The following is a 22,586-nucleotide window of genomic DNA, read 5'->3' on the forward strand; positions in this document are numbered from 1 at the left end:
CAGGAAAAGCGTCTGCTTGATTTCTATGCAACGGCCCTGAGCATGGCTATTATTCGGGCCTCATTGTGAGGCGAGACCTGCATGCTGACGTTGTTGAACCTTCTGAAGGATGGTCGATTCCATTCTGGTCAGGATCTGGGGGCTGCCCTGGGAATAAGTCGAAGTGCTGTATGGAAACAGCTTCAGCATCTAGAGGCTGAGCTTGGCTTGTCCATTCATAAAGTTCGTGGGCGGGGTTATCAATTGGCTGCGCCATTAACGCTTCTCGACTCTCGGGCGATATCGGCAATGGCGCCAGGTTGGCCGGTGACCGTTCTGGATTCAGTCGACTCGACAAATGCTGAGGCCTTGCGTGCGATCGGCCAAGGTAGTTTGGCCCCCTTTTTGGTACTCGCGGAGCGACAAGTCTCTGGACGTGGGCGAAGAGGTCGCAAGTGGGTGAGTCCGTTTGCTGAGAATCTCTATTACAGTCTTGTCCTGCGTATTGATGGCGGAATGCGGCAACTCGAGGGGTTGAGTCTTGTCGTGGGGTTGGCTGTTTTGCAGGCTCTGCGAAATTTTGGAGTGCAAAGTACCGGATTGAAGTGGCCCAACGATGTCTTGGTAGGTAACAAGAAAATCGCTGGCATTCTCCTTGAGCTCGTCGGAGACCCCGCCGACGTTTGCCATGTTGTGCTGGGCATTGGCATTAACGTGAATATGCAGCTATCGGATGAGGTCGATCAGGAATGGACCTCTATCCGTCTTGAGTCAGGCAAAAGCAGTGATCGTAATGCCTTGGTGGTTGAGCTGAGTAAACAGTTAAGTGCTCACATCAACCGCCATCAGGCGGATGGTTTCTCGGTTCTCCAGTCAGAATGGGAGGCCAATCACTTGTGGCAGGGTCGGCCTGTATCGTTGATTGCGGGCTCCAGTCAGATAGACGGCGTTGTGCTCGGAATAGATAGTCAGGGTGCGCTGCGCCTGAAGGTGGATGGCGTGGAAAAAGTCTTTAGTGGTGGTGAGCTCAGCCTGAGGTTGCGTGATGATTCTTGAGCTCGACTGCGGGAACAGCTTTATTAAGTGGCGAGTGCTGAAAGCTGCGCCCGGGGTTCTCTTTTCTGAAGGGGTTGTCGACTCTGATCTGGCGTTACTTGAAAGTTTGAGATCCCTGGACGGGCTTGTGCTGCGCAAGTGCCGCGTGGTCAGTGTCAGGACTGCGGAAGAAACTGATGTATTAATCGATGCGATCAAGCGGGAGTTCGGTATTTCGGTGGTGTGTGCGAAGTCCGCCCGTGAAATGTCTGGTGTCAAAAATGGTTATGAAGACTATGAGCGTCTAGGGCTTGATAGGTGGTTGGCCATGCTGGGCGGGTTTCATCTTGCATCGGGCAGCGCTTGCCTGGTACTCGATTTCGGTACGGCGGTAACGGCTGACTTTATTGCTGCTGATGGTGAGCATCTGGGAGGTTTCATTTGTCCTGGTATGCCATTGATGCGCAATCAGTTACGTACACATACCCGTAAGATTCGCTATGGAGATCTGGCGGCTGAGCGCGCGCTGTCCAGCAATGCACCTGGGCGCACCACCGTTGAGGCGGTGGAACGTGGGTGTTCGTTAATGTTGCGAGGTTTTGTGCTGACGCAGCTGGACATGGCGAGCGCCTACTGGGGGGAAGATTTTGCAGTCTTTATAACTGGTGGTGATGCTGTATTGGTTGCAGATGTCGCGCCCAGGGCCAAGGTTGTTCCTGACCTGGTATTTGTGGGGCTGGCTATGGCATGTCCTTTTTCCTGAGGTTTGTATGCGTTGGTTGTTCCTCCTGCTTATCGTTCTTAATGGCTTCTATTATGTCTGGCACCAGCAGGAAGCACCTTTACGGGCGAAGGACGTAACGCCTCTCAGTTTGTATCGAGGTCCCCAGCAAGACATTCGCTTGCTTAGTGAAACGACAGGTGATGTTCGGGAGGGGCGGGGAGGGCGACGGCAGGAATGTCTGTTTCTCGGTGGTTTTTCCCGGCAGGACTCGCTTTCAGCCCTTCAGCAGCGTTTGGCCGAAATGGGGGTCGACGCGCAATCTTCATCGAAGGATGCTTCCGGGGCTGGTTATTGGTTGTCTGTCGCGCCTCAGGGCCAGCGTTTGTTGGGTGATGCTCAGCTGCAGAACCTTTCCAACGAATTCAATGAGTTAAAACATAAAATAATGCTGTGTGAGGGGGTTGCACCTGCTGAGTAGTTTGCATAGAATGGCGCCCGCTCCACAGCGAAGACCCAAACAGGTTTTCAGTGTGAGGCGGTGTCAACGCAGCTAACCTCAGGTTTTTAAATGAGAAAATGCTTGACAGGGGTTTGGCATAGTATAGAATGCCGGCCTGATTAGGAGGGGTTCCCGAGCGGCCAAAGGGATCAGACTGTAAATCTGACGTCTACGACTTCGAAGGTTCGAATCCTTCTCCCTCCACCAGATTTAAGCGTGAGCTGCAGGCTCCGCGGGTATAGTTTAGTGGTAGAACCTCAGCCTTCCAAGCTGATGATGCGGGTTCGATTCCCGCTACCCGCTCCAAGTTTGCAGGTTGTGCAAAGTGTTTTGCTCTTGTAGCTCAGTTGGTAGAGCACACCCTTGGTAAGGGTGAGGTCAGCGGTTCAAATCCGCTCAAGAGCTCCATATAACAAGGCAGATATGAAAATATCTGCCTTTGTTTTAATGGTTGATATTGTTTGTCTAATTTCTTCTGTTGAGGGTGATATCGATGGCTAAGGAAAAATTTGATCGTTCCCTGCCCCACGTCAACGTTGGGACCATTGGTCACGTTGACCACGGTAAAACCACTCTGACTGCTGCTCTGACTCGCGTTTGCTCCGAAGTTTTCGGTTCTGCAATCGTTGACTTCGATAAGATCGACAGTGCGCCAGAAGAAAAGGCTCGCGGTATCACCATCAACACCGCACACGTTGAGTACAACTCGAAGATCCGTCACTACGCTCACGTTGACTGCCCAGGTCACGCTGACTATGTGAAGAACATGATCACCGGTGCTGCTCAGATGGACGGCGCTATTCTGGTTTGCTCGGCCGCTGATGGTCCGATGCCACAAACCCGTGAGCACATCCTGCTGTCCCGTCAGGTTGGCGTTCCGTACATCGTGGTTTTCCTGAACAAGGCTGACCTGGTAGACGACGCTGAGCTGCTGGAACTGGTTGAGATGGAAGTTCGCGACCTGCTGTCCACCTATGACTTCCCAGGCGACGATACTCCGATCATCATTGGTTCGGCTCGTATGGCTCTGGAAGGCAAAGACGACAACGAGATGGGCACCACTGCCGTCAAGAAGCTGGTTGAAACTCTGGATAGCTACATCCCAGAGCCAGTGCGTGTAACCGACAAGCCGTTCCTGATGCCAATCGAAGACGTATTCTCGATCTCGGGTCGCGGTACTGTTGTGACCGGTCGTATCGAGCGTGGTATCGTTCGCGTTCAAGATCCGCTGGAAATCGTTGGTCTGCGTGACACCACCGTTACTACTTGCACCGGTGTTGAAATGTTCCGCAAGCTGCTCGACGAAGGTCGTGCTGGCGAGAACTGCGGCGTTCTGCTGCGTGGCACCAAGCGTGACGACGTTGAGCGTGGTCAGGTTCTGGTTAAGCCGGGTTCGGTTAAGCCGCACACCAAGTTCACTGCAGAGGTTTATGTTCTGAGCAAGGAAGAAGGCGGTCGTCATACTCCGTTCTTCAAGGGCTACCGTCCACAGTTCTACTTCCGTACTACTGACGTGACTGGTAACTGCGAGTTGCCAGAAGGCGTTGAAATGGTAATGCCAGGTGATAACATTCAGATGACTGTTACCCTGATCAAAACCATCGCAATGGAAGACGGTCTGCGCTTCGCTATCCGTGAAGGCGGTCGTACCGTCGGCGCCGGTGTCGTAGCTAAAATCATCGAGTAAGTAGTTGTAATGTATTTTTCGGGCCGGCATAATGGTCGGCCTGATTTTGTTTTAGGTCAGTAGCTCAATTGGCAGAGCGACGGTCTCCAAAACCGTAGGTTGGGGGTTCGATTCCCTCCTGACCTGCCAGATTCACTTGGTGTGTCTGGCTTTCTTTTCACAGGATCTTCAAAGATGACTCCTAAAGCTGAAGCTCAAGGCTCTCGCTTCGATCTGCTCAAGTGGCTTGTAGTTGTCGCTTTGGTGGTTGTTGGCGTTGTTGGCAATCAGTATTACTCTGCTTCGCCGATCCTGTACCGTGTACTCGCCTTGCTTGTCATTGCTGCTGTAGCTGCCTTTGTAGGCCTGCAGACTGCGAAGGGCAAGTCTTTCTTTGTACTGGTTAAGGAAGCTCGCACCGAGATTCGTAAAGTCGTTTGGCCAACTCGCCAAGAAACCACGCAGACCACCCTTATTGTGGTGGCTGTTGTTCTTGTTATGGCGTTGCTGTTGTGGGGTCTTGACTCCCTGCTCGGCTGGCTTGTTTCCTTGATTGTCGGCTAAGGGTGTCCCGTGGCTAAGCGTTGGTATGTTGTGCATGCTTACTCGGGTTACGAGAAGCATGTGATGCGCTCGCTGGTCGAGCGCGTAAAGCTGGCTGGCATGGAAGATGGCTTCGGCGAGATTCTGGTTCCCACTGAAGAAGTGGTTGAAATGCGTAACGGCCAGAAGCGCAAAAGCGAGCGTAAGTTCTTTCCAGGCTACGTGCTGGTTCAGATGGATATGAACGAGGGTACTTGGCACTTGGTCAAGGATACTCCTCGGGTGATGGGTTTCATTGGCGGTACCGCTGATAAGCCTGCGCCAATCACCGATAAAGAGGCAGAAGCAATTCTGCGTCGTGTTGCTGATGGTAGCGACAAGCCGAAGCCGAAGACTCTCTTTGAGCCAGGTGAAACGGTGCGAGTCAATGACGGTCCATTTGCTGATTTCAATGGCGTTGTTGAAGAGGTTAACTACGAAAAGAGCCGGATCCAAGTGGCTGTGCTTATTTTCGGTCGCTCTACCCCGGTAGAGTTGGAGTTCAGTCAGGTCGAAAAGGTCTAGCTGAACAAGCATCCCAACCCCGCAGCCCTAGGCTGTGGGGTTTTGTCGTCACTGGGATAAACGCGCAAGTAACCGGGGAGCCTTTCGAGGCGATCGAACCCGTAATTGGAGTGCCTCATGGCCAAAAAAATTACCGCTTACATCAAGCTGCAAGTGAAGGCCGCTCAGGCTAACCCAAGCCCACCTGTTGGTCCTGCTCTGGGTCAACACGGCGTGAACATCATGGAGTTCTGCAAGGCTTTCAATGCCCGTACTCAGGGTCTTGAAGCAGGTCTGCCGACTCCAGTGATCATCACTGTCTACAGCGACCGTAGCTTCACTTTTGAAACAAAATCCACCCCTGCTTCGGTTCTGCTGAAGAAAGCGGCCGGTCTGACCAGCGGTTCCGCTCGTCCGAACACCGTTAAGGTTGGCACTGTTACCCGTGCTCAGCTGGAAGAAATCGCGAAAACCAAAAACGCGGATCTGACTGCAGCTGATATGGATGCAGCCGTGCGTACTATCGCCGGTTCTGCTCGTAGCATGGGCCTTAACGTGGAGGGTGTGTAATGGCTAAGCTGACCAAGCGTCAAAAGGCTATCGCCGGCAAAATCGAAGCAGGCAAGGCCTACAACATTGTAGACGCCGCTGCCCTGTTGGCCGAGCTGTCGACTGTCAAGTTCAGCGAGTCGTTTGACGTTGCTGTGAACCTGGGTGTAGACCCGCGTAAATCCGACCAGGTTGTTCGTAGCGCTACTGTGCTGCCACACGGCACTGGCAAGACTGTTCGCGTTGCTGTGTTCACCCAGGGTCCAGCTGCCGAGGCCGCTCTGGCTGCCGGCGCTGACCGTGTAGGTATGGACGACCTGGCTGCCGAAATGAAAGGCGGCGACCTGAACTATGACGTAGTGATCGCATCCCCGGATGCCATGCGCGTTGTAGGTCAACTGGGCCAGATCCTTGGTCCGCGCGGTCTGATGCCTAACCCTAAGGTTGGTACCGTAACTCCAGACGTAGCGACTGCGGTCAAGAATGCTAAAGCTGGTCAGGTTCGTTATCGCACCGACAAAAACGGCATCATTCACACTTCCGTTGGCAAGATGGGCTTCGATGCCGTCAAGCTGAAGGAAAACGTTGAAGCCCTGATCGCTGATCTGAAGCGTATCAAGCCAGCTTCCTCGAAAGGTATCTACGTCAAGCGCGTTACCCTGAGCACCACTATGGGCCCAGGTCTGGTTATCGACCAGAGCTCGCTGGACGCGTAAGACAAAAATTGGCGCGACTATTCGCGCCAGTTGAAATATTGGGGTCCCTGCCTGGCGGGGGCTATCCAAGACCGTAGGCGACGCAAGTCTTAAACCACCAGCCTACGCAGATGGTGCTCCCGGTTCCTTACCGAATCAGACACCAAAACGACATTCGGTTTCGATCGAATGAAACGGTAACAAGCAGGAGTTAAACCCGTGGCAATTAATCTCGAAGACAAGAAGGCCATCGTCGCTGAAGTCAACGAGGCTGCCAAAGTCGCTCTGTCCGCTGTCGTGGTTGATGCCCGTGGCGTAACAGTAGGCGCAATGACCGGACTCCGTAAAGAGGCTCGTGAAGCTGGCGTTTACGTACGTGTTGTACGTAACACCCTGCTCAAGCGCGCTGTTGCTGACACTGAATACAGTGTTCTCAACGACGTGTTCACCGGCCCGACCTTGATCGCATTCTCCAACGAACACCCGGGCGCTGCTGCTCGTCTGTTCAAAGAGTTCGCTAAAGGTCAGGACAAGTTCGAGATCAAGGCAGCTGCGTTCGAGGGCAAGTTCCTCGCAGCTAATCAGATCGACGTTCTGGCAAGCCTGCCGACCCGTGACGAAGCAATTTCCCAGCTGATGAGCGTGATTCAAGGCGCTACCAGCAAATTGGCTCGTACTCTGGCGGCACTTCGCGACCAGAAAGAAGCTGCTGCAGCCTGAGGCTGAGCGTTTCCTCTCTCGCGTATTTTTGTTTATTTCGATGGCCTCCAGGCTATCCCCCAATTCAGGAAATAAGTCATGTCTCTGACTAACGAACAAATCATCGACGCAATCGGCGAAAAATCGGTTCTGGAAATCGTTGAGCTGATCAAGGCAATGGAAGAGAAGTTCGGCGTATCCGCTGCCGCTGCTTCTGCTGGTCCAGCTGCTGCTGCCGCTGTTGTTGAAGAGCAAACCGAGTTCAACGTTGTTCTGCTGGAAGCTGGCGAGAAGAAGGTTAACGTGATCAAGGCAGTTCGTGAACTGACTGGTCTGGGCCTGAAAGAAGCCAAAGAGAAAGTAGACGGCGCTCCTCAGGTTGTAGCTGAAGGCGTTTCGAAAGAAGCGGCTGAAGACGCTAAGAAGAAGCTGGAAGAAGCAGGCGCTAAAGTCGAGCTGAAATAAGTATCGACTTTGCTCCTCCAGCCCGAGCGTCAAGCGACAGGCTGATGGCTGGTGGCTCTTGCCACCGGCCTTTTTCCGTTATTGGCAGCCGACTGGGTCGGTGCTGATAAAGGCGCTGTAACCACCCGATGCGGTGGCGCAAACCATGGGGTTTGCACGATTTTCTGGCTGCTCCCGTCGGGAGGGGCCAAACAAGCAGGTGACCAAGCTGGGGAACGCTGATGGCTTACTCATATACTGAGAAAAAACGTATCCGCAAGGACTTTAGCAAGTTGCCGGACGTCATGGATGTGCCTTACCTCCTGGCCATCCAGCTGGATTCGTATCGTGAATTCTTGCAAGCGGGAGCGACTAAAGATCAGTTCCGCGACGTGGGCCTGCATGCGGCCTTCAAATCCGTTTTCCCGATCATCAGCTATTCCGGCAATGCTGCGCTGGAGTACGTCGGTTATCGCTTGGGCGAACCGGCATTTGATGTCAAAGAATGCGTATTGCGCGGTGTAACTTTCGCCGTACCTTTGCGGGTAAAAGTGCGCCTGATCATTTTCGACAAAGAATCGTCGAACAAAGCGATCAAGGACATCAAAGAGCAAGAAGTCTACATGGGTGAAATCCCCCTGATGACTGAGAACGGTACCTTTGTAATCAATGGTACCGAGCGTGTAATCGTTTCCCAGCTGCACCGTTCCCCGGGCGTGTTCTTCGACCACGACCGCGGCAAGACGCATAGCTCCGGCAAACTGCTGTACTCCGCGCGCATCATTCCTTACCGCGGTTCGTGGCTGGACTTCGAGTTCGACCCGAAAGACTGCGTGTTCGTGCGTATTGACCGTCGCCGCAAGCTGCCGGCATCGGTACTGCTGCGCGCGCTCGGCTATACCACTGAAGAAGTGCTGGACGCTTTCTACACCACCAACGTTTTCCACCTGAGCGGCGAAACCCTCAGCCTGGAACTGATTGCTTCGCGTCTGCGTGGTGAAATTGCGGTTCTGGACATTCAGGACGAGAAGGGCAAGGTGATTGTTGAGGCGGGCCGCCGTATTACCGCGCGCCACATCAACCAGATCGAAAAAGCCGGCATCAAGACTCTGGAAGTACCCCTGGACTACGTCCTTGGTCGTACTACCGCCAAGGTCATCGTGCACCCGGCTACCGGCGAAATCCTGGCAGAGTGCAACACCGAACTGAACACCGAAGTCCTGGCAAAAATTGCCAAATCCGGCGTTGTTCGCATCGAAACTCTGTACACCAACGACATCGACTGCGGTCCGTTCGTTTCTGACACGCTGAAGATTGACTCCACCAGCAACCAATTGGAAGCGCTGGTCGAGATCTATCGCATGATGCGTCCAGGCGAGCCGCCAACCAAAGACGCTGCCGAAACCCTGTTCAACAACCTGTTCTTCAGCCCTGAGCGCTATGACCTGTCTGCGGTCGGCCGGATGAAGTTCAACCGTCGTATCGGTCGTACCGAGATCGAAGGTTCGGGCGTGCTGTGCAAAGAAGACATCGTCGCGGTACTGAAGACTCTGGTCGACATCCGTAACGGTAAAGGCATCGTCGATGACATCGACCACCTGGGTAACCGTCGTGTTCGCTGCGTAGGCGAAATGGCCGAGAACCAGTTCCGCGTTGGCCTGGTGCGTGTTGAGCGTGCGGTCAAAGAGCGTCTGTCGATGGCTGAAAGCGAAGGCCTGATGCCGCAAGACCTGATCAATGCCAAGCCAGTGGCTGCGGCGGTGAAAGAGTTCTTCGGTTCCAGCCAGCTCTCGCAGTTCATGGACCAGAACAACCCGCTGTCCGAGATCACCCACAAGCGTCGTGTCTCTGCACTCGGCCCTGGCGGTCTGACTCGTGAGCGCGCAGGCTTTGAAGTTCGTGACGTACACCCGACTCACTACGGTCGTGTTTGCCCGATTGAAACGCCGGAAGGTCCGAACATCGGTCTGATCAACTCCCTGGCTGCGTACGCTCGCACCAACCAGTACGGCTTCCTGGAAAGCCCGTACCGCGTGGTGAAAGAGGGTGTGGTCACCGACGAGATCGTGTTCCTGTCCGCTATTGAAGAAGCCGATCACGTGATCGCGCAGGCTTCGGCGACCATGAACGACCAGAAAGTCCTGATCGACGAACTGGTAGCCGTACGTCACCTGAACGAATTCACCGTTAAGGCGCCTGAAGAAGTCACCTTGATGGACGTTTCGCCGAAACAGGTAGTTTCGGTTGCAGCGTCGCTGATTCCGTTCCTCGAGCACGACGACGCCAACCGTGCGTTGATGGGTTCGAACATGCAGCGTCAAGCTGTACCAACCCTGCGCGCTGACAAGCCGCTGGTAGGTACTGGCATGGAGCGTAACGTAGCCCGTGACTCCGGCGTTTGCGTCGTGGCTCGTCGTGGCGGCGTGATCGATTCCGTCGACGCCAGCCGTATCGTGGTTCGTGTTGCTGATGACGAAGTTGAAACCGGCGAAGCTGGTGTCGACATCTACAACCTGACCAAATACACCCGCTCGAACCAGAACACCTGCATCAACCAGCGTCCGCTGGTGAGCAAGGGTGATCGTGTTCAGCGTAGCGACATCATGGCCGACGGCCCGTCCACCGACATGGGTGAACTGGCACTGGGTCAGAACATGCGCATCGCGTTCATGGCATGGAACGGCTTCAACTTCGAAGACTCCATCTGCCTGTCCGAGCGTGTTGTTCAAGAAGACCGCTTCACCACGATCCACATTCAGGAACTGACCTGTGTGGCCCGTGACACCAAGCTTGGGCCTGAAGAGATCACTGCGGACATCCCTAACGTGGGTGAAGCTGCACTGAACAAACTGGACGAAGCCGGTATCGTTTACGTAGGTGCTGAAGTTGGCGCAGGCGACATACTGGTCGGTAAGGTCACTCCGAAAGGCGAGACCCAACTGACTCCGGAAGAAAAACTGCTGCGTGCAATCTTCGGTGAAAAAGCCAGCGACGTTAAAGACACTTCCCTGCGCGTACCTACTGGTACCAAAGGTACTGTTATCGACGTACAGGTCTTCACCCGCGACGGCGTTGAGCGTGATGCTCGTGCACTGTCGATCGAGAAGACTCAACTCGACGAGATCCGCAAGGATCTGAACGAAGAGTTCCGTATCGTTGAGGGCGCGACCTTCGAACGTCTGCGTTCCGCTCTGGTAGGCCACAAGGCTGAAGGCGGCGCAGGTCTGAAGAAAGGTCAGGACATCACCGACGAAGTGCTCGACGGTCTTGAGCATGGTCAGTGGTTCAAACTGCGCATGGCTGAAGATGCTCTGAACGAGCAGCTCGAGAAGGCTCAGGCCTACATCGTTGATCGCCGCCGTCTGCTGGACGACAAGTTCGAAGACAAGAAGCGCAAACTGCAGCAGGGCGATGACCTGGCTCCAGGCGTGCTGAAAATCGTCAAGGTTTACCTGGCAATCCGTCGTCGCATCCAGCCGGGCGACAAGATGGCCGGTCGTCACGGTAACAAAGGTGTGGTCTCCGTGATCATGCCGGTTGAAGACATGCCGCACGATGCCAATGGCACCCCGGTCGACGTCGTCCTCAACCCACTGGGCGTACCTTCGCGTATGAACGTTGGTCAGATCCTTGAAACCCACCTGGGCCTCGCCGCCAAGGGTCTGGGCGAGAAGATCAACCGGATGATCGAAGAGCAGCGTAAAGTCGCTGAACTGCGTACCTTCCTGGACGAGATCTACAACCAGATCGGCGGTCGTAACGAAGATCTGGACAGCTTCTCCGATCAGGAAATCCTGGATCTGGCGAAGAACCTGCGTGGCGGTGTTCCAATGGCCACTCCAGTGTTCGACGGCGCCAAGGAAAGCGAAATCAAGGCCATGCTGAAACTGGCAGACCTGCCGGAAAGCGGCCAGATGCAGCTGACTGACGGCCGTACCGGCAACAAGTTCGAGCGTCCAGTTACCGTTGGCTACATGTACATGCTGAAGCTGAACCACTTGGTAGACGACAAGATGCACGCGCGTTCTACCGGTTCGTACAGCCTGGTTACCCAGCAGCCGCTGGGTGGTAAGGCACAGTTCGGTGGTCAGCGTTTCGGGGAGATGGAGGTCTGGGCACTGGAAGCATACGGTGCTGCTTACACTCTGCAAGAAATGCTCACAGTGAAGTCGGACGATGTGAACGGCCGTACCAAGATGTACAAAAACATCGTGGATGGCGATCACCGTATGGAGCCGGGCATGCCCGAGTCCTTCAACGTGTTGATCAAGGAAATTCGTTCCCTCGGCATCGATATCGATCTGGAAACCGAATAACACGTGACGCGAATCGAGAGCGGGGCAGGATTGCCCGCTCTCTGCTCCGCCAGGAGGAAAGGCCTTGAAAGACCTACTGAATTTGCTGAAAAACCAGGGTCAAGTCGAAGAGTTCGACGCCATCCGTATCGGATTGGCCTCGCCTGAGATGATCCGCTCATGGTCGTTCGGTGAAGTTAAAAAGCCGGAAACCATCAACTACCGTACGTTCAAACCTGAACGTGATGGCCTGTTCTGCGCCAAGATCTTTGGCCCGGTAAAGGATTACGAGTGCCTGTGCGGTAAGTACAAGCGCTTGAAACACCGTGGTGTGATCTGCGAGAAGTGCGGCGTTGAAGTTGCACTGGCCAAGGTTCGTCGTGAGCGCATGGCGCACATCGAACTGGCTTCGCCGGTTGCCCACATCTGGTTCCTGAAATCGCTGCCGTCCCGTATCGGCTTGCTGATGGACATGACCCTGCGTGATATCGAACGCGTTCTCTACTTCGAGAGCTATGTCGTTATCGATCCAGGCATGACCACCCTTGAAAAAGGTCAGCTGCTGAATGACGAGCAGTACTTCGAAGCGCTGGAAGAGTTCGGTGACGACTTCGACGCCCGTATGGGTGCTGAAGCTGTTCGTGAACTGCTGCACGCTATCGACCTGGAACACGAGATTGGCCGTCTGCGCGAAGAAATTCCGCAAACCAACTCTGAAACCAAGATCAAGAAGCTGTCCAAGCGTCTGAAGTTGATGGAAGCCTTCCAGGGTTCCGGCAACTTGCCAGAGTGGATGGTGCTGACCGTTCTGCCGGTTCTGCCGCCAGATCTGCGTCCACTGGTCCCGCTGGACGGCGGTCGTTTCGCGACTTCCGACCTCAACGATCTGTATCGTCGAGTGATCAACCGTAACAACCGTTTGAAGCGCCTGCTGGATCTGTCCGCTCCGGACATCATCGTGCGCAACGAAAAGCGTATGTTGCAGGAAGCTGTCGATGCTCTGCTCGACAACGGTCGTCGTGGCCGCGCTATCACCGGTTCGAACAAGCGTCCTCTGAAATCCCTGGCTGACATGATCAAGGGTAAGCAAGGTCGTTTCCGTCAGAACTTGCTCGGTAAGCGTGTTGACTACTCCGGTCGTTCGGTAATTACCGTAGGCCCGACCCTGCGTCTGCACCAGTGCGGTCTGCCGAAGAAGATGGCTCTCGAGCTGTTCAAGCCGTTCATTTTCGGCAAGCTCGAAATGCGTGGTCTCGCGACCACCATCAAAGCGGCCAAGAAAATGGTCGAGCGCGAACTGCCAGAGGTTTGGGACGTTCTCGCTGAAGTGATTCGCGAACACCCGGTTCTTCTCAACCGTGCACCGACCCTTCACCGTCTGGGTATCCAGGCGTTTGAACCGGTACTGATTGAAGGTAAGGCTATCCAGCTGCACCCTCTGGTCTGCGCCGCGTACAACGCCGACTTCGACGGCGACCAAATGGCCGTGCACGTACCGCTGACTCTGGAAGCCCAGTTGGAAGCGCGTGCGTTGATGATGTCGACCAACAACATTCTGTCGCCAGCCAACGGTGAGCCAATCATCGTTCCGTCGCAGGACGTTGTATTGGGTCTGTACTACATGACTCGTGAAGCGATCAACGCCAAGGGCGAAGGTCGTGTGTTCGCGGATCTGCAGGAAGTTGACCGTGTGTTCCGTGCCGGCGAAGCCGCACTGCACGCCAAGGTTAAAGTACGTATCAACGAAACCGTCAACGACCGTGACGGCAACAGCGTGAGCGGTACCCGTATCGTCGACACCACTGTCGGCCGTGCGCTGCTGTTCCAGGTTGTGCCAAAAGGCCTGTCGTACGACGTCGTCAACCTGCCGATGAAGAAAAAGGCGATCTCCAAGCTGATCAACCAGTGCTACCGCGTGGTTGGTCTGAAAGAGACCGTGATCTTCGCTGACCAGTTGATGTACACCGGTTTCGCTTACTCGACCATCTCCGGCGTTTCCATCGGTGTTAACGACTTCGTTATCCCGGACGAGAAAGCCCGCATCATCGGTGCTGCCACCGACGAAGTGAAAGAGATCGAGAGCCAGTACGCCTCTGGCCTGGTAACCCAGGGCGAGAAGTACAACAAAGTGATCGACCTTTGGTCGAAAGCGAACGACGAAGTTTCCAAGGCAATGATGGCCAACCTCTCGAAAGAGAAGGTTATCGACCGTCACGGCGTTGAAGTCGATCAAGAGTCGTTCAACTCGATGTACATGATGGCCGACTCGGGTGCGCGGGGTTCCGCAGCACAGATTCGTCAGCTGGCCGGTATGCGTGGTCTGATGGCCAAGCCGGACGGTTCCATCATTGAAACGCCGATTACTGCGAACTTCCGTGAAGGTTTGAGCGTACTTCAGTACTTCATCTCGACTCACGGTGCTCGTAAAGGTCTGGCGGATACCGCGTTGAAAACTGCGAACTCCGGTTACCTGACTCGTCGTCTGGTAGACGTGGCGCAGGATCTGGTTGTAACCGAGATCGATTGCGGCACCGAACACGGTCTGCTGATGACTCCGCACATTGAAGGCGGTGACGTTGTAGAGCCGTTGGGTGAGCGCGTATTGGGTCGTGTTATTGCCCGTGACGTATTCAAGCCAGGCACCGAGGACGTTATCGTTCCAGCCGGTACTCTGGTAGACGAGAAGTGGGTCGAGTTCATCGAGCTGAACAGCATCGACGAAGTGATCGTGCGTTCGCCGATCAGTTGCGAAACCCGCTATGGCATTTGCGCCAAGTGCTATGGCCGTGACTTGGCTCGTGGTCACCAGGTGAACATCGGTGAAGCGGTCGGCGTTATCGCTGCCCAGTCCATCGGTGAGCCGGGTACCCAGCTGACGATGCGTACGTTCCACATCGGTGGTGCGGCAAGCCGTACTTCCGCAGCCGACAGCGTTCAGGTGAAGAATGGCGGTACCGTCCGTCTGCACAACCTGAAGCACGTTGAGCGAGTGGATGGTCACCTGGTTGCTGTGTCCCGTTCCGGTGAGCTGGCCATCGCTGATGACTTCGGTCGTGAGCGTGAGCGTTACAAGCTGCCGTACGGTGCTGTGATTTCGGTTAAAGAAGGTGACAAGGTCGACGCTGGCGCAATCGTGGCCAAGTGGGATCCGCACACTCACCCAATCGTTACCGAAATGAAAGGTACCGTGACCTACGTGGGCATGGAAGAAGGCATCACGATCAAGCGTCAGACTGACGAATTGACCGGTATGACCAACATTGAAGTCCTCGACGCGAAAGATCGTCCAGCTGCGGGCAAAGAAATCCGTCCGGCAGTGAAGATGGTCGACGACAACGGCAAGGATCTGTTGCTGCCAGGCACTGACGTTATCGCTCAGTACTTCCTGCCAGCCAACGCCCTGGTCGGTGTGGCTGACGGTGCGAAGATCGCGATCGGTGATGTTATCGCGCGTATCCCGCAAGAAACTTCGAAGACTCGTGACATCACCGGTGGTCTGCCGCGTGTTGCCGACTTGTTCGAAGCTCGTCGTCCGAAAGAAGCGTCGATTCTGGCTGAAGTCAGCGGCACCATCGCGTTCGGTAAAGAAACCAAAGGCAAGCGCCGTCTGGTTATTACCCCGAACGACGGTACCGATCCGTACGAAGAGCTGATTCCGAAGTGGCGTCACCTGAACGTCTTCGAAGGCGAACAGGTAAACCGCGGCGAAGTTATCTCCGACGGTCCAAGCGATCCGCACGACATCCTGCGTCTGCTGGGTGTGAGCGCGTTGGCCAAGTACATCGTCAACGAGATCCAGGACGTTTACCGTCTGCAAGGCGTGAAGATCAACGACAAGCACATCGAGACCATCCTGCGTCAGATGCTGCGTAAAGTTGAAATCGCTGAATCCGGCGATTCGAGTTTCATCAAGGGCGACCAGATGGAACTGACTCACGTACTGGTAGAAAACGAGCGTTTGGGCGGCGAAGACAAGTTCGTCTCCAAATACACTCGCGTTCTGCTGGGTATCACCAAGGCGTCGTTGTCCACCGAATCGTTCATCTCGGCGGCTTCCTTCCAGGAAACCACTCGTGTTCTGACCGAAGCGGCAGTCACCGGCAAGCGCGACTACCTGCGCGGCCTGAAAGAAAACGTTGTCGTGGGTCGTCTGATCCCGGCAGGTACCGGCCTGGCATATCACAGCGAGCGCAAGCGTCGTCGTGAAGCAGACAAGCCGCTGCGCGTAAGCGCCAGTGAAGTGGAAGCTGCACTGACCGAAGCGCTGAACTCGAGCGGTAACTGAGTTCTGCGATAAATGAGCGTAAGGCCCTGGTCGCTCCGTTCATCGAATCGAGACAATTTGTCGAGGTTCGGGGGGCGGGGAGGTCGGGGCCTTGCCTTGACTGGGGACAAGATCCTCTTTAGACTCTTGATCCCCTAAATTTGGCGGGAATTCGTTCCTGCCATTTTGCTTTTCTTGCAAGACAATAGCGTCGCAAGACAACAGTGGAGCTAGTAGATGGCAACTATCAACCAGCTGGTACGTCAGCCGCGTAAGCGTATCGTCGAGAAATCCGACGTACCTGCGCTGCAGAACTGCCCGCAACGTCGTGGCGTGTGCACCCGTGTGTACACCACTACGCCGAAAAAACCTAACTCGGCACTGCGTAAAGTATGCCGTGTGCGCCTGACCAACGGTTTCGAGGTTTCCTCGTACATCGGTGGTGAAGGTCACAACCTGCAAGAGCACAGCGTGGTACTGATCCGCGGCGGTCGTGTAAAAGACTTGCCAGGTGTTCGTTACCACACCGTTCGCGGCTCCTTGGATACTTCCGGCGTTAAAGGTCGTAACCAGGGTCGTTCGAAGTACGGTACCAAACGTCCGAAGTAATCGGCCGTTTTGCAGATTTTCATTTTATTGAGTCGATAAGAGTAAGGTCGGGCACGCATCCATTGGATCTGTCCCGAGCTAACCTGAAGACCGCTTGAGGGCTTATCATGCCAAGACGTCGCGTAGCAGCAAAGCGTGAGATTCTGGACGATCCGAAATACGGAAGCCAGATCCTCGCCAAATTCATGAACCACGTTATGGAAAGCGGCAAGAAAGCCGTTGCCGAGCGTATCGTTTATGGTGCCCTGGAAACCGTTGCGACCCGTAAGGCTGGCACCGATCCCCTGGAACTCTTCGAAAAAGCACTCGACGCCATCGCTCCGCTGGTCGAAGTGAAGTCGCGCCGCGTTGGTGGTGCTACTTACCAGGTTCCGGTCGAGGTTCGTCCTTCCCGTCGTAACGCTCTGGCAATGCGCTGGTTGGTAGACTTCGCCCGTAAGCGTGGCGAGAAGTCTATGGCTCTGCGTTTGGCTGGCGAACTGCTGGATGCTGCTGAAGGTAAAGGTGCTGCTGTTAAGAAGCGTGAAGACGTGCACCGTATGGCTGAAGCTAACAAAGCTTTCTCGCACTACCGCTTCTAATTTTAGCTTCACTAATTTTGCGAGGGCTTTATGGCTCGTACTACTCCGATTAGCCGCTACCGTAACATCGGTATCGTCGCTCACGTGGATGCTGGTAAAACCACCACCACCGAGCGCGTCCTTTTTTACACCGGCAAAAGTCACAAGATGGGCGAGGTGCATGACGGCGCCGCGACCACAGACTGGATGGTTCAGGAGCAGGAGCGTGGTATTACCATTACTTCTGCTGCTATTACCGCCTTCTGGAAAGGTTCCGAGAAGCAGTACAAAGACGAGCATCGCTTTAACGTAATCGATACCCCGGGCCACGTTGACTTCACTATTGAAGTTGAACGCTCCCTGCGCGTACTCGACGGCGCTGTCGTTGTGTTCTGCGGTACTTCGGGTGTTGAGCCTCAGTCGGAAACCGTATGGCGTCAAGCCAACAAGTACGGTGTTCCACGTCTTGTTTACGTAAACAAGATGGACCGTGCTGGCGCCAACTTCCTGCGCGTGATCGGTCAGATCAAGCAGCGTCTGGGTCACACTCCGGTGCCAATCCAGTTGGCTATCGGTTCCGAAGACAACTTCCAGGGTCAGATCGATCTGATCAACATGCAAGCTGTCTACTGGAACGACTCTGACAAAGGTATGGTCCCTGTTCGCAAGGACATTCCTGCTGAGCTGCAAGAGCTGGCTGAAGAGTGGCGCAACAACATGGTTGAGGCTGCTGCCGAAGCCAACGAAGAGCTGATGAACAAGTACCTGGAAGGCGAAGAGCTGTCGATCGTAGAGATCAAAGCTGCTTTGCGTCAGCGTACTATCGCCGGCGAAATCGTACTGGCTGTTTGCGGTTCTTCGTTCAAGAACAAGGGTGTTCCCCTGGTTCTCGACGCCGTTATCGACTTCCTGCCTGCGCCAACCGACATTCCTGCTATCAAGGGTACTGACCCGGATAACGAGGAAATCGAGCTGGAGCGTCATGCAGACGATGCGGAGCCGTTCTCGGCTCTGGCGTTCAAGATCGCTACCGACCCATTCGTGGGTACCTTGACCTTCGTCCGCGTTTACTCGGGCGTGTTGAACTCCGGCGACGGCGTGATCAACTCGGTTAAAGGCAAAAAAGAGCGCGTGGGTCGTATGGTGCAAATGCACGCAAACGCCCGTGAAGAGATCAAGGAAGTGCGCGCTGGTGACATCGCGGCCCTGATCGGCATGAAGGACGTCACCACTGGTGAAACCCTCTGCAACGCTGACAAGCCAATCATTCTGGTTCGCATGGACTTCCCGGAGCCGGTTATTTCGGTTGCCGTAGAGCCTAAGACCAAGGATGACCAGGAAAAAATGGGTATCGCTCTGGGCAAACTTGCTCAGGAAGACCCGTCTTTCCGCGTTAAAACTGATGAAGAGACTGGTCAAACGATCATCTCCGGCATGGGCGAGCTGCACCTGGACATCCTGGTTGACCGGATGCGCCGTGAGTTCAACGTCGAAGCCAACATCGGCAAGCCTCAGGTTTCGTATCGTGAGCGCATCACGAAGAACTGTGAAATCGAAGGCAAGTTCGTTCGTCAATCCGGTGGTCGCGGCCAGTTTGGTCACTGCTGGATTCGTTTTGCTCCTGCTGACGAAGGTCAGGAAGGTCTGCAATTCGTGAACGAAGTTGTAGGTGGTGTGGTTCCTAAGGAATACATCCCGGCTATCCAGAAAGGTATCGAAGAGCAGATGAAGAACGGCGTTGTTGCCGGCTATCCGCTGATCGGCCTGAAGGCTACCGTGTTCGATGGTTCTTACCACGACGTCGACTCCAACGAGATGGCGTTTAAAGTGGCTGCCTCCATGGCGACCAAGCAACTGGCCCAGAAGGGCGGTGGTGAGTTGCTTGAGCCGATCATGGCTGTAGAGGTTGTTACGCCTGAAGACTATATGGGTGATGTGATGGGCGACCTTAACCGTCGTCGCGGCATGATCCAGGGTATGGAAGACACAGTGTCCGGCAAGGTTATCCGTGCCGAGGTTCCACTGGGTGAGATGTTCGGTTATGCGACCGACGTTCGTTCCATGTCCCAGGGTCGCGCAAGCTACTCTATGGAATTCAAAAAATACGATACGGCTCCGTCGCACATCGTCGAATCCGTAACCAAAAAACAAGGCTGATTCAGCCCCTTTAGGCTAGGAGTTAATTGTCGTGGCTAAAGAAAAATTTGATCGTTCCCTACCGCACGTCAACGTTGGCACCATCGGTCACGTTGACCACGGTAAAACCACTCTGACTGCTGCTCTGACTCGCGTTTGCTCCGAAGTTTTCGGTTCCGCAATCGTTGACTTCGACAAGATCGACAGCGCACCGGAAGAGAAGGCTCGCGGTATCACCATCAACACCGCACACGTTGAGTACAACTCGAAGATCCGTCACTACGCTCACGTTGACTGCCCAGGTCACGCTGACTATGTGAAGAACATGATCACCGGTGCTGCTCAAATGGACGGCGCTATTCTGGTTTGCTCGGCCGCTGATGGTCCGATGCCACAAACCCGTGAGCACATCCTGCTGTCCCGTCAGGTTGGCGTTCCGTACATCGTGGTTTTCCTGAACAAGGCTGACCTGGTAGACGACGCTGAGCTGCTGGAACTGGTTGAGATGGAAGTTCGCGACCTGCTGTCCACCTATGACTTCCCAGGCGACGATACTCCGATCATCATCGGTTCGGCTCGTATGGCTCTGGAAGGCAAAGACGACAACGAGATGGGCACCACTGCCGTCAAGAAGCTGGTTGAAACTCTGGACAGCTACATCCCAGAACCAGTGCGTGTAACCGACAAGCCGTTCCTGATGCCAATCGAAGACGTATTCTCGATCTCGGGTCGCGGTACTGTTGTGACCGGTCGTATCGAGCGCGGTATCGTTCGCGTTCAAGATCCGCTGGAAATCGTTGGTCTGCGTGACACCACCGTTACTACTTGCACCGGTGTTGAAATGTTCCGCAAGCTGCTCGACGAAGGTCGTGCTGGCGAGAACTGCGGCGTTCTGCTGCGTGGCACCAAGCGTGACGACGTTGAGCGTGGTCAGGTTCTGGTTAAGCCAGGTTCGGTTAAGCCGCACACCACTTTCACCGCAGAAGTTTACGTTCTGAGCAAGGAAGAAGGCGGCCGTCATACTCCGTTCTTCAAAGGCTACCGTCCACAGTTCTACTTCCGTACTACTGACGTGACTGGTAACTGCGAGCTGCCAGAAGGCGTTGAAATGGTAATGCCAGGTGATAACATTCAGATGACTGTTACCCTGATCAAAACCATCGCAATGGAAGACGGTCTGCGTTTCGCTATCCGTGAAGGCGGTCGTACCGTCGGCGCTGGTGTCGTAGCCAAAATCATCGCGTAATTCTCTTTTATAGAGATTGCTTGATGATGTGAAAAAGCCCCCGCTCAGCGGGGGCTTTTTTATTGGGTTGACACCTATCTGGGGCGTCTATAGAATTGCGCCTCCTTTTAACGGGCGTATTGCGCTCGGTGGGAATAGCAGCCGGAGTCTGAAATCCAATGCAAAATCAGCAAATCCGTATCAGGTTGAAGGCTTTTGACCATCGCCTGATCGACCAATCAACCCAGGAAATCGTGGAAACCGCGAAACGTACTGGTGCTCAAGTGCGTGGTCCAATTCCACTGCCTACCCGTAAAGAGCGGTTTACCGTTCTGGTTTCTCCGCACGTCAACAAAGACGCGCGCGACCAGTACGAAATCCGCACTCATAAGCGCGTTCTGGACATCGTCCAGCCAACGGATAAAACCGTTGATGCACTTATGAAGCTTGATCTTGCGGCCGGTGTGGAAGTGCAGATCAGCCTCGGCTAAGACTCGGTCTTAGTCGTGTAACGCTCTGAAATGGGCGGCCATAGCGGGTGAAAGCCCCGTACACTCATGAGGTTTACAACATGACTATTGGTGTAGTCGGTCGTAAATGCGGTATGACCCGTATTTTCACCGAAGAAGGTGTCTCCATTCCGGTCACGGTCATTGAGATCGAACCGAATCGCGTCACCCAGTTCAAAACTGAAGAGACCGATGGCTATCGTGCAGTGCAAGTCACTGTCGGCGAGCGTCGTGCTTCGCGTGTAACAGCAGCTCAGGCTGGCCACTTCGCCAAGGCGAACGTTGCCGCTGGTCGCACCACCATGGAATTCCGTCTTGAAGAAGGCGAGTACCAGGCTGGCGATCTGATCAACGCTGAAATCTTCGCCGCTGGTCAATTGGTTGATGTAACCGGTCAGTCCAAGGGTAAAGGCTTCCAGGGTACGATCAAGCGTTGGAATTTCCGCGGGCAAGATAACACCCACGGTAACTCCGTATCCCACCGCGTCCCAGGCTCTATCGGCCAGTGCCAGACTCCTGGTCGTGTATTCAAGGGCAAAAAAATGTCCGGTCATATGGGCGCTGAGCGCGTGACCGTGCAGTCCCTGGAAGTAGTGCGCGTGGACGCTGAACGCAATCTGTTGTTGGTCAAGGGTGCTGTTCCTGGCGCTACTGGCGGCAACCTGGTTGTACGTCCAGCAGCCAAGGCTCGCGGTTAAGGGGAAGCTGACATGCAATTAAATGTAAATGACGCTCAAGCGATCGAAGTTTCCGAACTGACGTTTGGCGGCGAGTTCAATGAGACGCTGGTTCACCAAGCAGTCGTGGCCTACATGGCCGGCGGCCGTCAAGGTACCAAGCAGCAAAAGACCCGTTCCGACGTTCGTGGTGGCGGCAAGCGCCCATGGCGTCAGAAAGGTACTGGCCGTGCTCGTGCCGGTACTATCCGTAGCCCAATCTGGCGTGGCGGCGGTACCACTTTCGCAGCTCGTCCACAGGATCACTCCCAGAAGCTGAACAAGAAGATGTATCGCGCAGCAATGCGTTCCATCCTTGCTGAGCTGGTGCGTACTGATCGTCTGGTCGTGGTTCAGGATTTCGCTGTTGAAACTCCGAAAACCAAAGACCTGCTGGGCAAGCTGAACAACATGAGCCTGACCGACGTTTTGATCGTGTCGGACGCTGTTGATCAGAACCTGTACCTGGCTGCTCGTAACCTGCCGCACGTAGATGTACGTGACGTTCAAGGTTCCGATCCAGTTAGTCTGATCGCATACGACAAGGTGTTGATCACCGTGTCGGCCGTGAAGAAATTCGAGGAGCTGCTGGGATGAACCAGGAACGCGTATTTAAAGTTCTGCTTGGCCCGCACGTTTCCGAGAAGGCTACGGTTCTGGCAGACAAGAAAGGCCAGTTCGTTTTCAAGGTTGCTACTGATGCAACCAAGCTGGAAATCAAGAAGGCCGTCGAAAGCCTGTTCAGCGTGAAAGTAGAGCGCGTCACTACCCTGAACGTTCTGGGTAAGAGCAAGCGCACTGCTCGCGGTCTGGGCAAGCGTAATGACTGGAAGAAGGCAGTTATCTCCCTTCAGCCAGGCCAAGATCTCGATTTCAGCAGCAGTGCTGAGTAAGGA

Annotated in this window: 20 protein-coding genes and 4 tRNA genes; all 24 read left to right on the plus strand. The window is 54.7% G+C overall.

Translation table 11 applies throughout. From position 1 onward, the window contains the following. The first annotated feature begins 81 nt into the window (after positions 1-81). The 24 genes from birA (at position 82) to rplW (ending at position 22,583) form a co-directional block, all read left to right on the plus strand. On the plus strand, positions 82-1,035 hold the full coding sequence (gene birA, locus ACM6IN_RS22070; RefSeq protein ID WP_007918485.1) for a bifunctional biotin--[acetyl-CoA-carboxylase] ligase/biotin operon repressor BirA: 954 nt from the start codon (positions 82-84) through the stop codon (positions 1,033-1,035). Then, complete coding sequence (locus ACM6IN_RS22075; RefSeq protein WP_007918478.1) at positions 1,025-1,777, plus strand: pantothenate kinase; 753 nt, start codon at positions 1,025-1,027, stop codon at positions 1,775-1,777. The genes birA and ACM6IN_RS22075 overlap by 11 nt, the downstream gene beginning before the upstream one ends. Before the next feature lie 7 nt (positions 1,778-1,784). Next, entirely contained in the window at positions 1,785-2,216 is a 432-nt protein-coding gene (locus ACM6IN_RS22080) for a hypothetical protein (RefSeq protein ID WP_007918473.1), read from the plus strand. Between the two features lie 143 nt (positions 2,217-2,359). Further along, positions 2,360-2,444: transfer RNA gene (locus tag ACM6IN_RS22085), tRNA-Tyr, on the plus strand. A gap of 25 nt (positions 2,445-2,469) precedes the next feature. Next, positions 2,470-2,543, plus strand: a tRNA-Gly gene (locus tag ACM6IN_RS22090). Between the two features lie 26 nt (positions 2,544-2,569). Then, positions 2,570-2,645 (plus strand) — tRNA-Thr (locus ACM6IN_RS22095). A gap of 85 nt (positions 2,646-2,730) precedes the next feature. After that, complete coding sequence (tuf, locus tag ACM6IN_RS22100) at positions 2,731-3,924, plus strand: elongation factor Tu (RefSeq protein WP_053124324.1); 1,194 nt, start codon at positions 2,731-2,733, stop codon at positions 3,922-3,924. Positions 3,925-3,977: 53 nt separating this feature from the next. Continuing rightward, positions 3,978-4,053 (plus strand) — tRNA-Trp (locus ACM6IN_RS22105). Positions 4,054-4,098: 45 nt separating this feature from the next. Further along, complete coding sequence (gene secE, locus ACM6IN_RS22110; protein WP_007916493.1) at positions 4,099-4,467, plus strand: preprotein translocase subunit SecE; 369 nt, start codon at positions 4,099-4,101, stop codon at positions 4,465-4,467. Positions 4,468-4,476: 9 nt separating this feature from the next. Next, positions 4,477-5,010, plus strand: coding sequence for a transcription termination/antitermination protein NusG (gene nusG, locus ACM6IN_RS22115; protein ID WP_007916492.1), 534 nt, complete (start codon positions 4,477-4,479; stop codon positions 5,008-5,010). A gap of 117 nt (positions 5,011-5,127) precedes the next feature. Beyond that, a complete protein-coding gene (rplK, locus tag ACM6IN_RS22120) occupies positions 5,128-5,559 on the plus strand; it encodes a 50S ribosomal protein L11 (protein ID WP_003228756.1) in 432 nt (143 codons plus the stop codon). Continuing rightward, complete coding sequence (gene rplA / locus ACM6IN_RS22125; RefSeq protein WP_007916481.1) at positions 5,559-6,254, plus strand: 50S ribosomal protein L1; 696 nt, start codon at positions 5,559-5,561, stop codon at positions 6,252-6,254. Before rplK ends, rplA begins: the two co-directional genes overlap by 1 nt. Positions 6,255-6,452: 198 nt before the next feature. Continuing rightward, the gene (rplJ, locus tag ACM6IN_RS22130; RefSeq protein ID WP_007916479.1) at positions 6,453-6,953 is read left to right on the plus strand and encodes a 50S ribosomal protein L10; all 501 of its coding nucleotides are present in this window, start codon (positions 6,453-6,455) and stop codon (positions 6,951-6,953) included. Positions 6,954-7,031: 78 nt separating this feature from the next. Beyond that, positions 7,032-7,397 carry a 50S ribosomal protein L7/L12 gene (gene rplL / locus ACM6IN_RS22135; protein ID WP_007916477.1) on the plus strand — a complete coding sequence of 122 codons (366 nt, stop codon included), beginning with the start codon at positions 7,032-7,034 and terminating at the stop codon, positions 7,395-7,397. Positions 7,398-7,618: 221 nt separating this feature from the next. Continuing rightward, entirely contained in the window at positions 7,619-11,692 is a 4,074-nt protein-coding gene (gene rpoB / locus ACM6IN_RS22140) for a DNA-directed RNA polymerase subunit beta (protein ID WP_007950180.1), read from the plus strand. A gap of 64 nt (positions 11,693-11,756) precedes the next feature. Next, positions 11,757-15,956, plus strand: coding sequence for a DNA-directed RNA polymerase subunit beta' (gene rpoC, locus ACM6IN_RS22145; RefSeq protein ID WP_007916472.1), 4,200 nt, complete (start codon positions 11,757-11,759; stop codon positions 15,954-15,956). Between the two features lie 216 nt (positions 15,957-16,172). Next, positions 16,173-16,544: a 30S ribosomal protein S12 gene (gene rpsL / locus ACM6IN_RS22150; protein ID WP_003186084.1), complete on the plus strand. Its 372-nt coding sequence runs from the start codon at positions 16,173-16,175 to the stop codon at positions 16,542-16,544. Between the two features lie 107 nt (positions 16,545-16,651). Next, entirely contained in the window at positions 16,652-17,125 is a 474-nt protein-coding gene (gene rpsG, locus ACM6IN_RS22155; protein WP_007916467.1) for a 30S ribosomal protein S7, read from the plus strand. Between the two features lie 30 nt (positions 17,126-17,155). Continuing rightward, positions 17,156-19,261 (plus strand): elongation factor G, encoded by a 2,106-nt coding sequence (fusA, locus tag ACM6IN_RS22160; protein ID WP_007950179.1) that lies wholly within the window; start codon positions 17,156-17,158, stop codon positions 19,259-19,261. Between the two features lie 31 nt (positions 19,262-19,292). Then, on the plus strand, positions 19,293-20,486 hold the full coding sequence (gene tuf / locus ACM6IN_RS22165) for an elongation factor Tu (RefSeq protein WP_007918472.1): 1,194 nt from the start codon (positions 19,293-19,295) through the stop codon (positions 20,484-20,486). Between the two features lie 158 nt (positions 20,487-20,644). Next, entirely contained in the window at positions 20,645-20,956 is a 312-nt protein-coding gene (gene rpsJ / locus ACM6IN_RS22170; RefSeq protein ID WP_003186070.1) for a 30S ribosomal protein S10, read from the plus strand. A gap of 80 nt (positions 20,957-21,036) precedes the next feature. Further along, the gene (gene rplC / locus ACM6IN_RS22175; protein WP_003228738.1) at positions 21,037-21,672 is read left to right on the plus strand and encodes a 50S ribosomal protein L3; all 636 of its coding nucleotides are present in this window, start codon (positions 21,037-21,039) and stop codon (positions 21,670-21,672) included. 12 nt (positions 21,673-21,684) lie between these two features. Further along, positions 21,685-22,287 (plus strand): 50S ribosomal protein L4, encoded by a 603-nt coding sequence (gene rplD / locus ACM6IN_RS22180; RefSeq protein WP_007918468.1) that lies wholly within the window; start codon positions 21,685-21,687, stop codon positions 22,285-22,287. Then, positions 22,284-22,583: a 50S ribosomal protein L23 gene (rplW, locus tag ACM6IN_RS22185; RefSeq protein ID WP_002555488.1), complete on the plus strand. Its 300-nt coding sequence runs from the start codon at positions 22,284-22,286 to the stop codon at positions 22,581-22,583. Before rplD ends, rplW begins: the two co-directional genes overlap by 4 nt. Positions 22,584-22,586: the final 3 nt, after the last annotated feature.

This window comes from Pseudomonas sp. IT-P395 (assembly GCF_949767675.1).
Lineage (GTDB): Bacteria > Pseudomonadota > Gammaproteobacteria > Pseudomonadales > Pseudomonadaceae > Aquipseudomonas.

Excerpts from the sequence above, each read along its gene's own strand:
- rpsL (WP_003186084.1), top strand. The coding sequence starts at position 16,173 with ATGGCAACTATCAACCAGCTGGTACGTCAGCCGCGTAAGCGTATCGTC.
- fusA (WP_007950179.1), top strand. The coding sequence starts at position 17,156 with ATGGCTCGTACTACTCCGATTAGCCGCTACCGTAACATCGGTATCGTC.
- rplD (WP_007918468.1), top strand. The coding sequence starts at position 21,685 with ATGCAATTAAATGTAAATGACGCTCAAGCGATCGAAGTTTCCGAACTG.
- rplK (WP_003228756.1), top strand. The coding sequence starts at position 5,128 with ATGGCCAAAAAAATTACCGCTTACATCAAGCTGCAAGTGAAGGCCGCT.
- tuf (WP_053124324.1), top strand. The coding sequence starts at position 2,731 with ATGGCTAAGGAAAAATTTGATCGTTCCCTGCCCCACGTCAACGTTGGG.
- rplL (WP_007916477.1), top strand. The coding sequence starts at position 7,032 with ATGTCTCTGACTAACGAACAAATCATCGACGCAATCGGCGAAAAATCG.
- ACM6IN_RS22075 (WP_007918478.1), top strand. The coding sequence starts at position 1,025 with ATGATTCTTGAGCTCGACTGCGGGAACAGCTTTATTAAGTGGCGAGTG.
- rplA (WP_007916481.1), top strand. The coding sequence starts at position 5,559 with ATGGCTAAGCTGACCAAGCGTCAAAAGGCTATCGCCGGCAAAATCGAA.
- rplW (WP_002555488.1), top strand. The coding sequence starts at position 22,284 with ATGAACCAGGAACGCGTATTTAAAGTTCTGCTTGGCCCGCACGTTTCC.
- birA (WP_007918485.1), top strand. The coding sequence starts at position 82 with ATGCTGACGTTGTTGAACCTTCTGAAGGATGGTCGATTCCATTCTGGT.
- rpsJ (WP_003186070.1), top strand. The coding sequence starts at position 20,645 with ATGCAAAATCAGCAAATCCGTATCAGGTTGAAGGCTTTTGACCATCGC.
- secE (WP_007916493.1), top strand. The coding sequence starts at position 4,099 with ATGACTCCTAAAGCTGAAGCTCAAGGCTCTCGCTTCGATCTGCTCAAG.
- rpoB (WP_007950180.1), top strand. The coding sequence starts at position 7,619 with ATGGCTTACTCATATACTGAGAAAAAACGTATCCGCAAGGACTTTAGC.
- ACM6IN_RS22080 (WP_007918473.1), top strand. The coding sequence starts at position 1,785 with ATGCGTTGGTTGTTCCTCCTGCTTATCGTTCTTAATGGCTTCTATTAT.
- rpsG (WP_007916467.1), top strand. The coding sequence starts at position 16,652 with ATGCCAAGACGTCGCGTAGCAGCAAAGCGTGAGATTCTGGACGATCCG.
- rplC (WP_003228738.1), top strand. The coding sequence starts at position 21,037 with ATGACTATTGGTGTAGTCGGTCGTAAATGCGGTATGACCCGTATTTTC.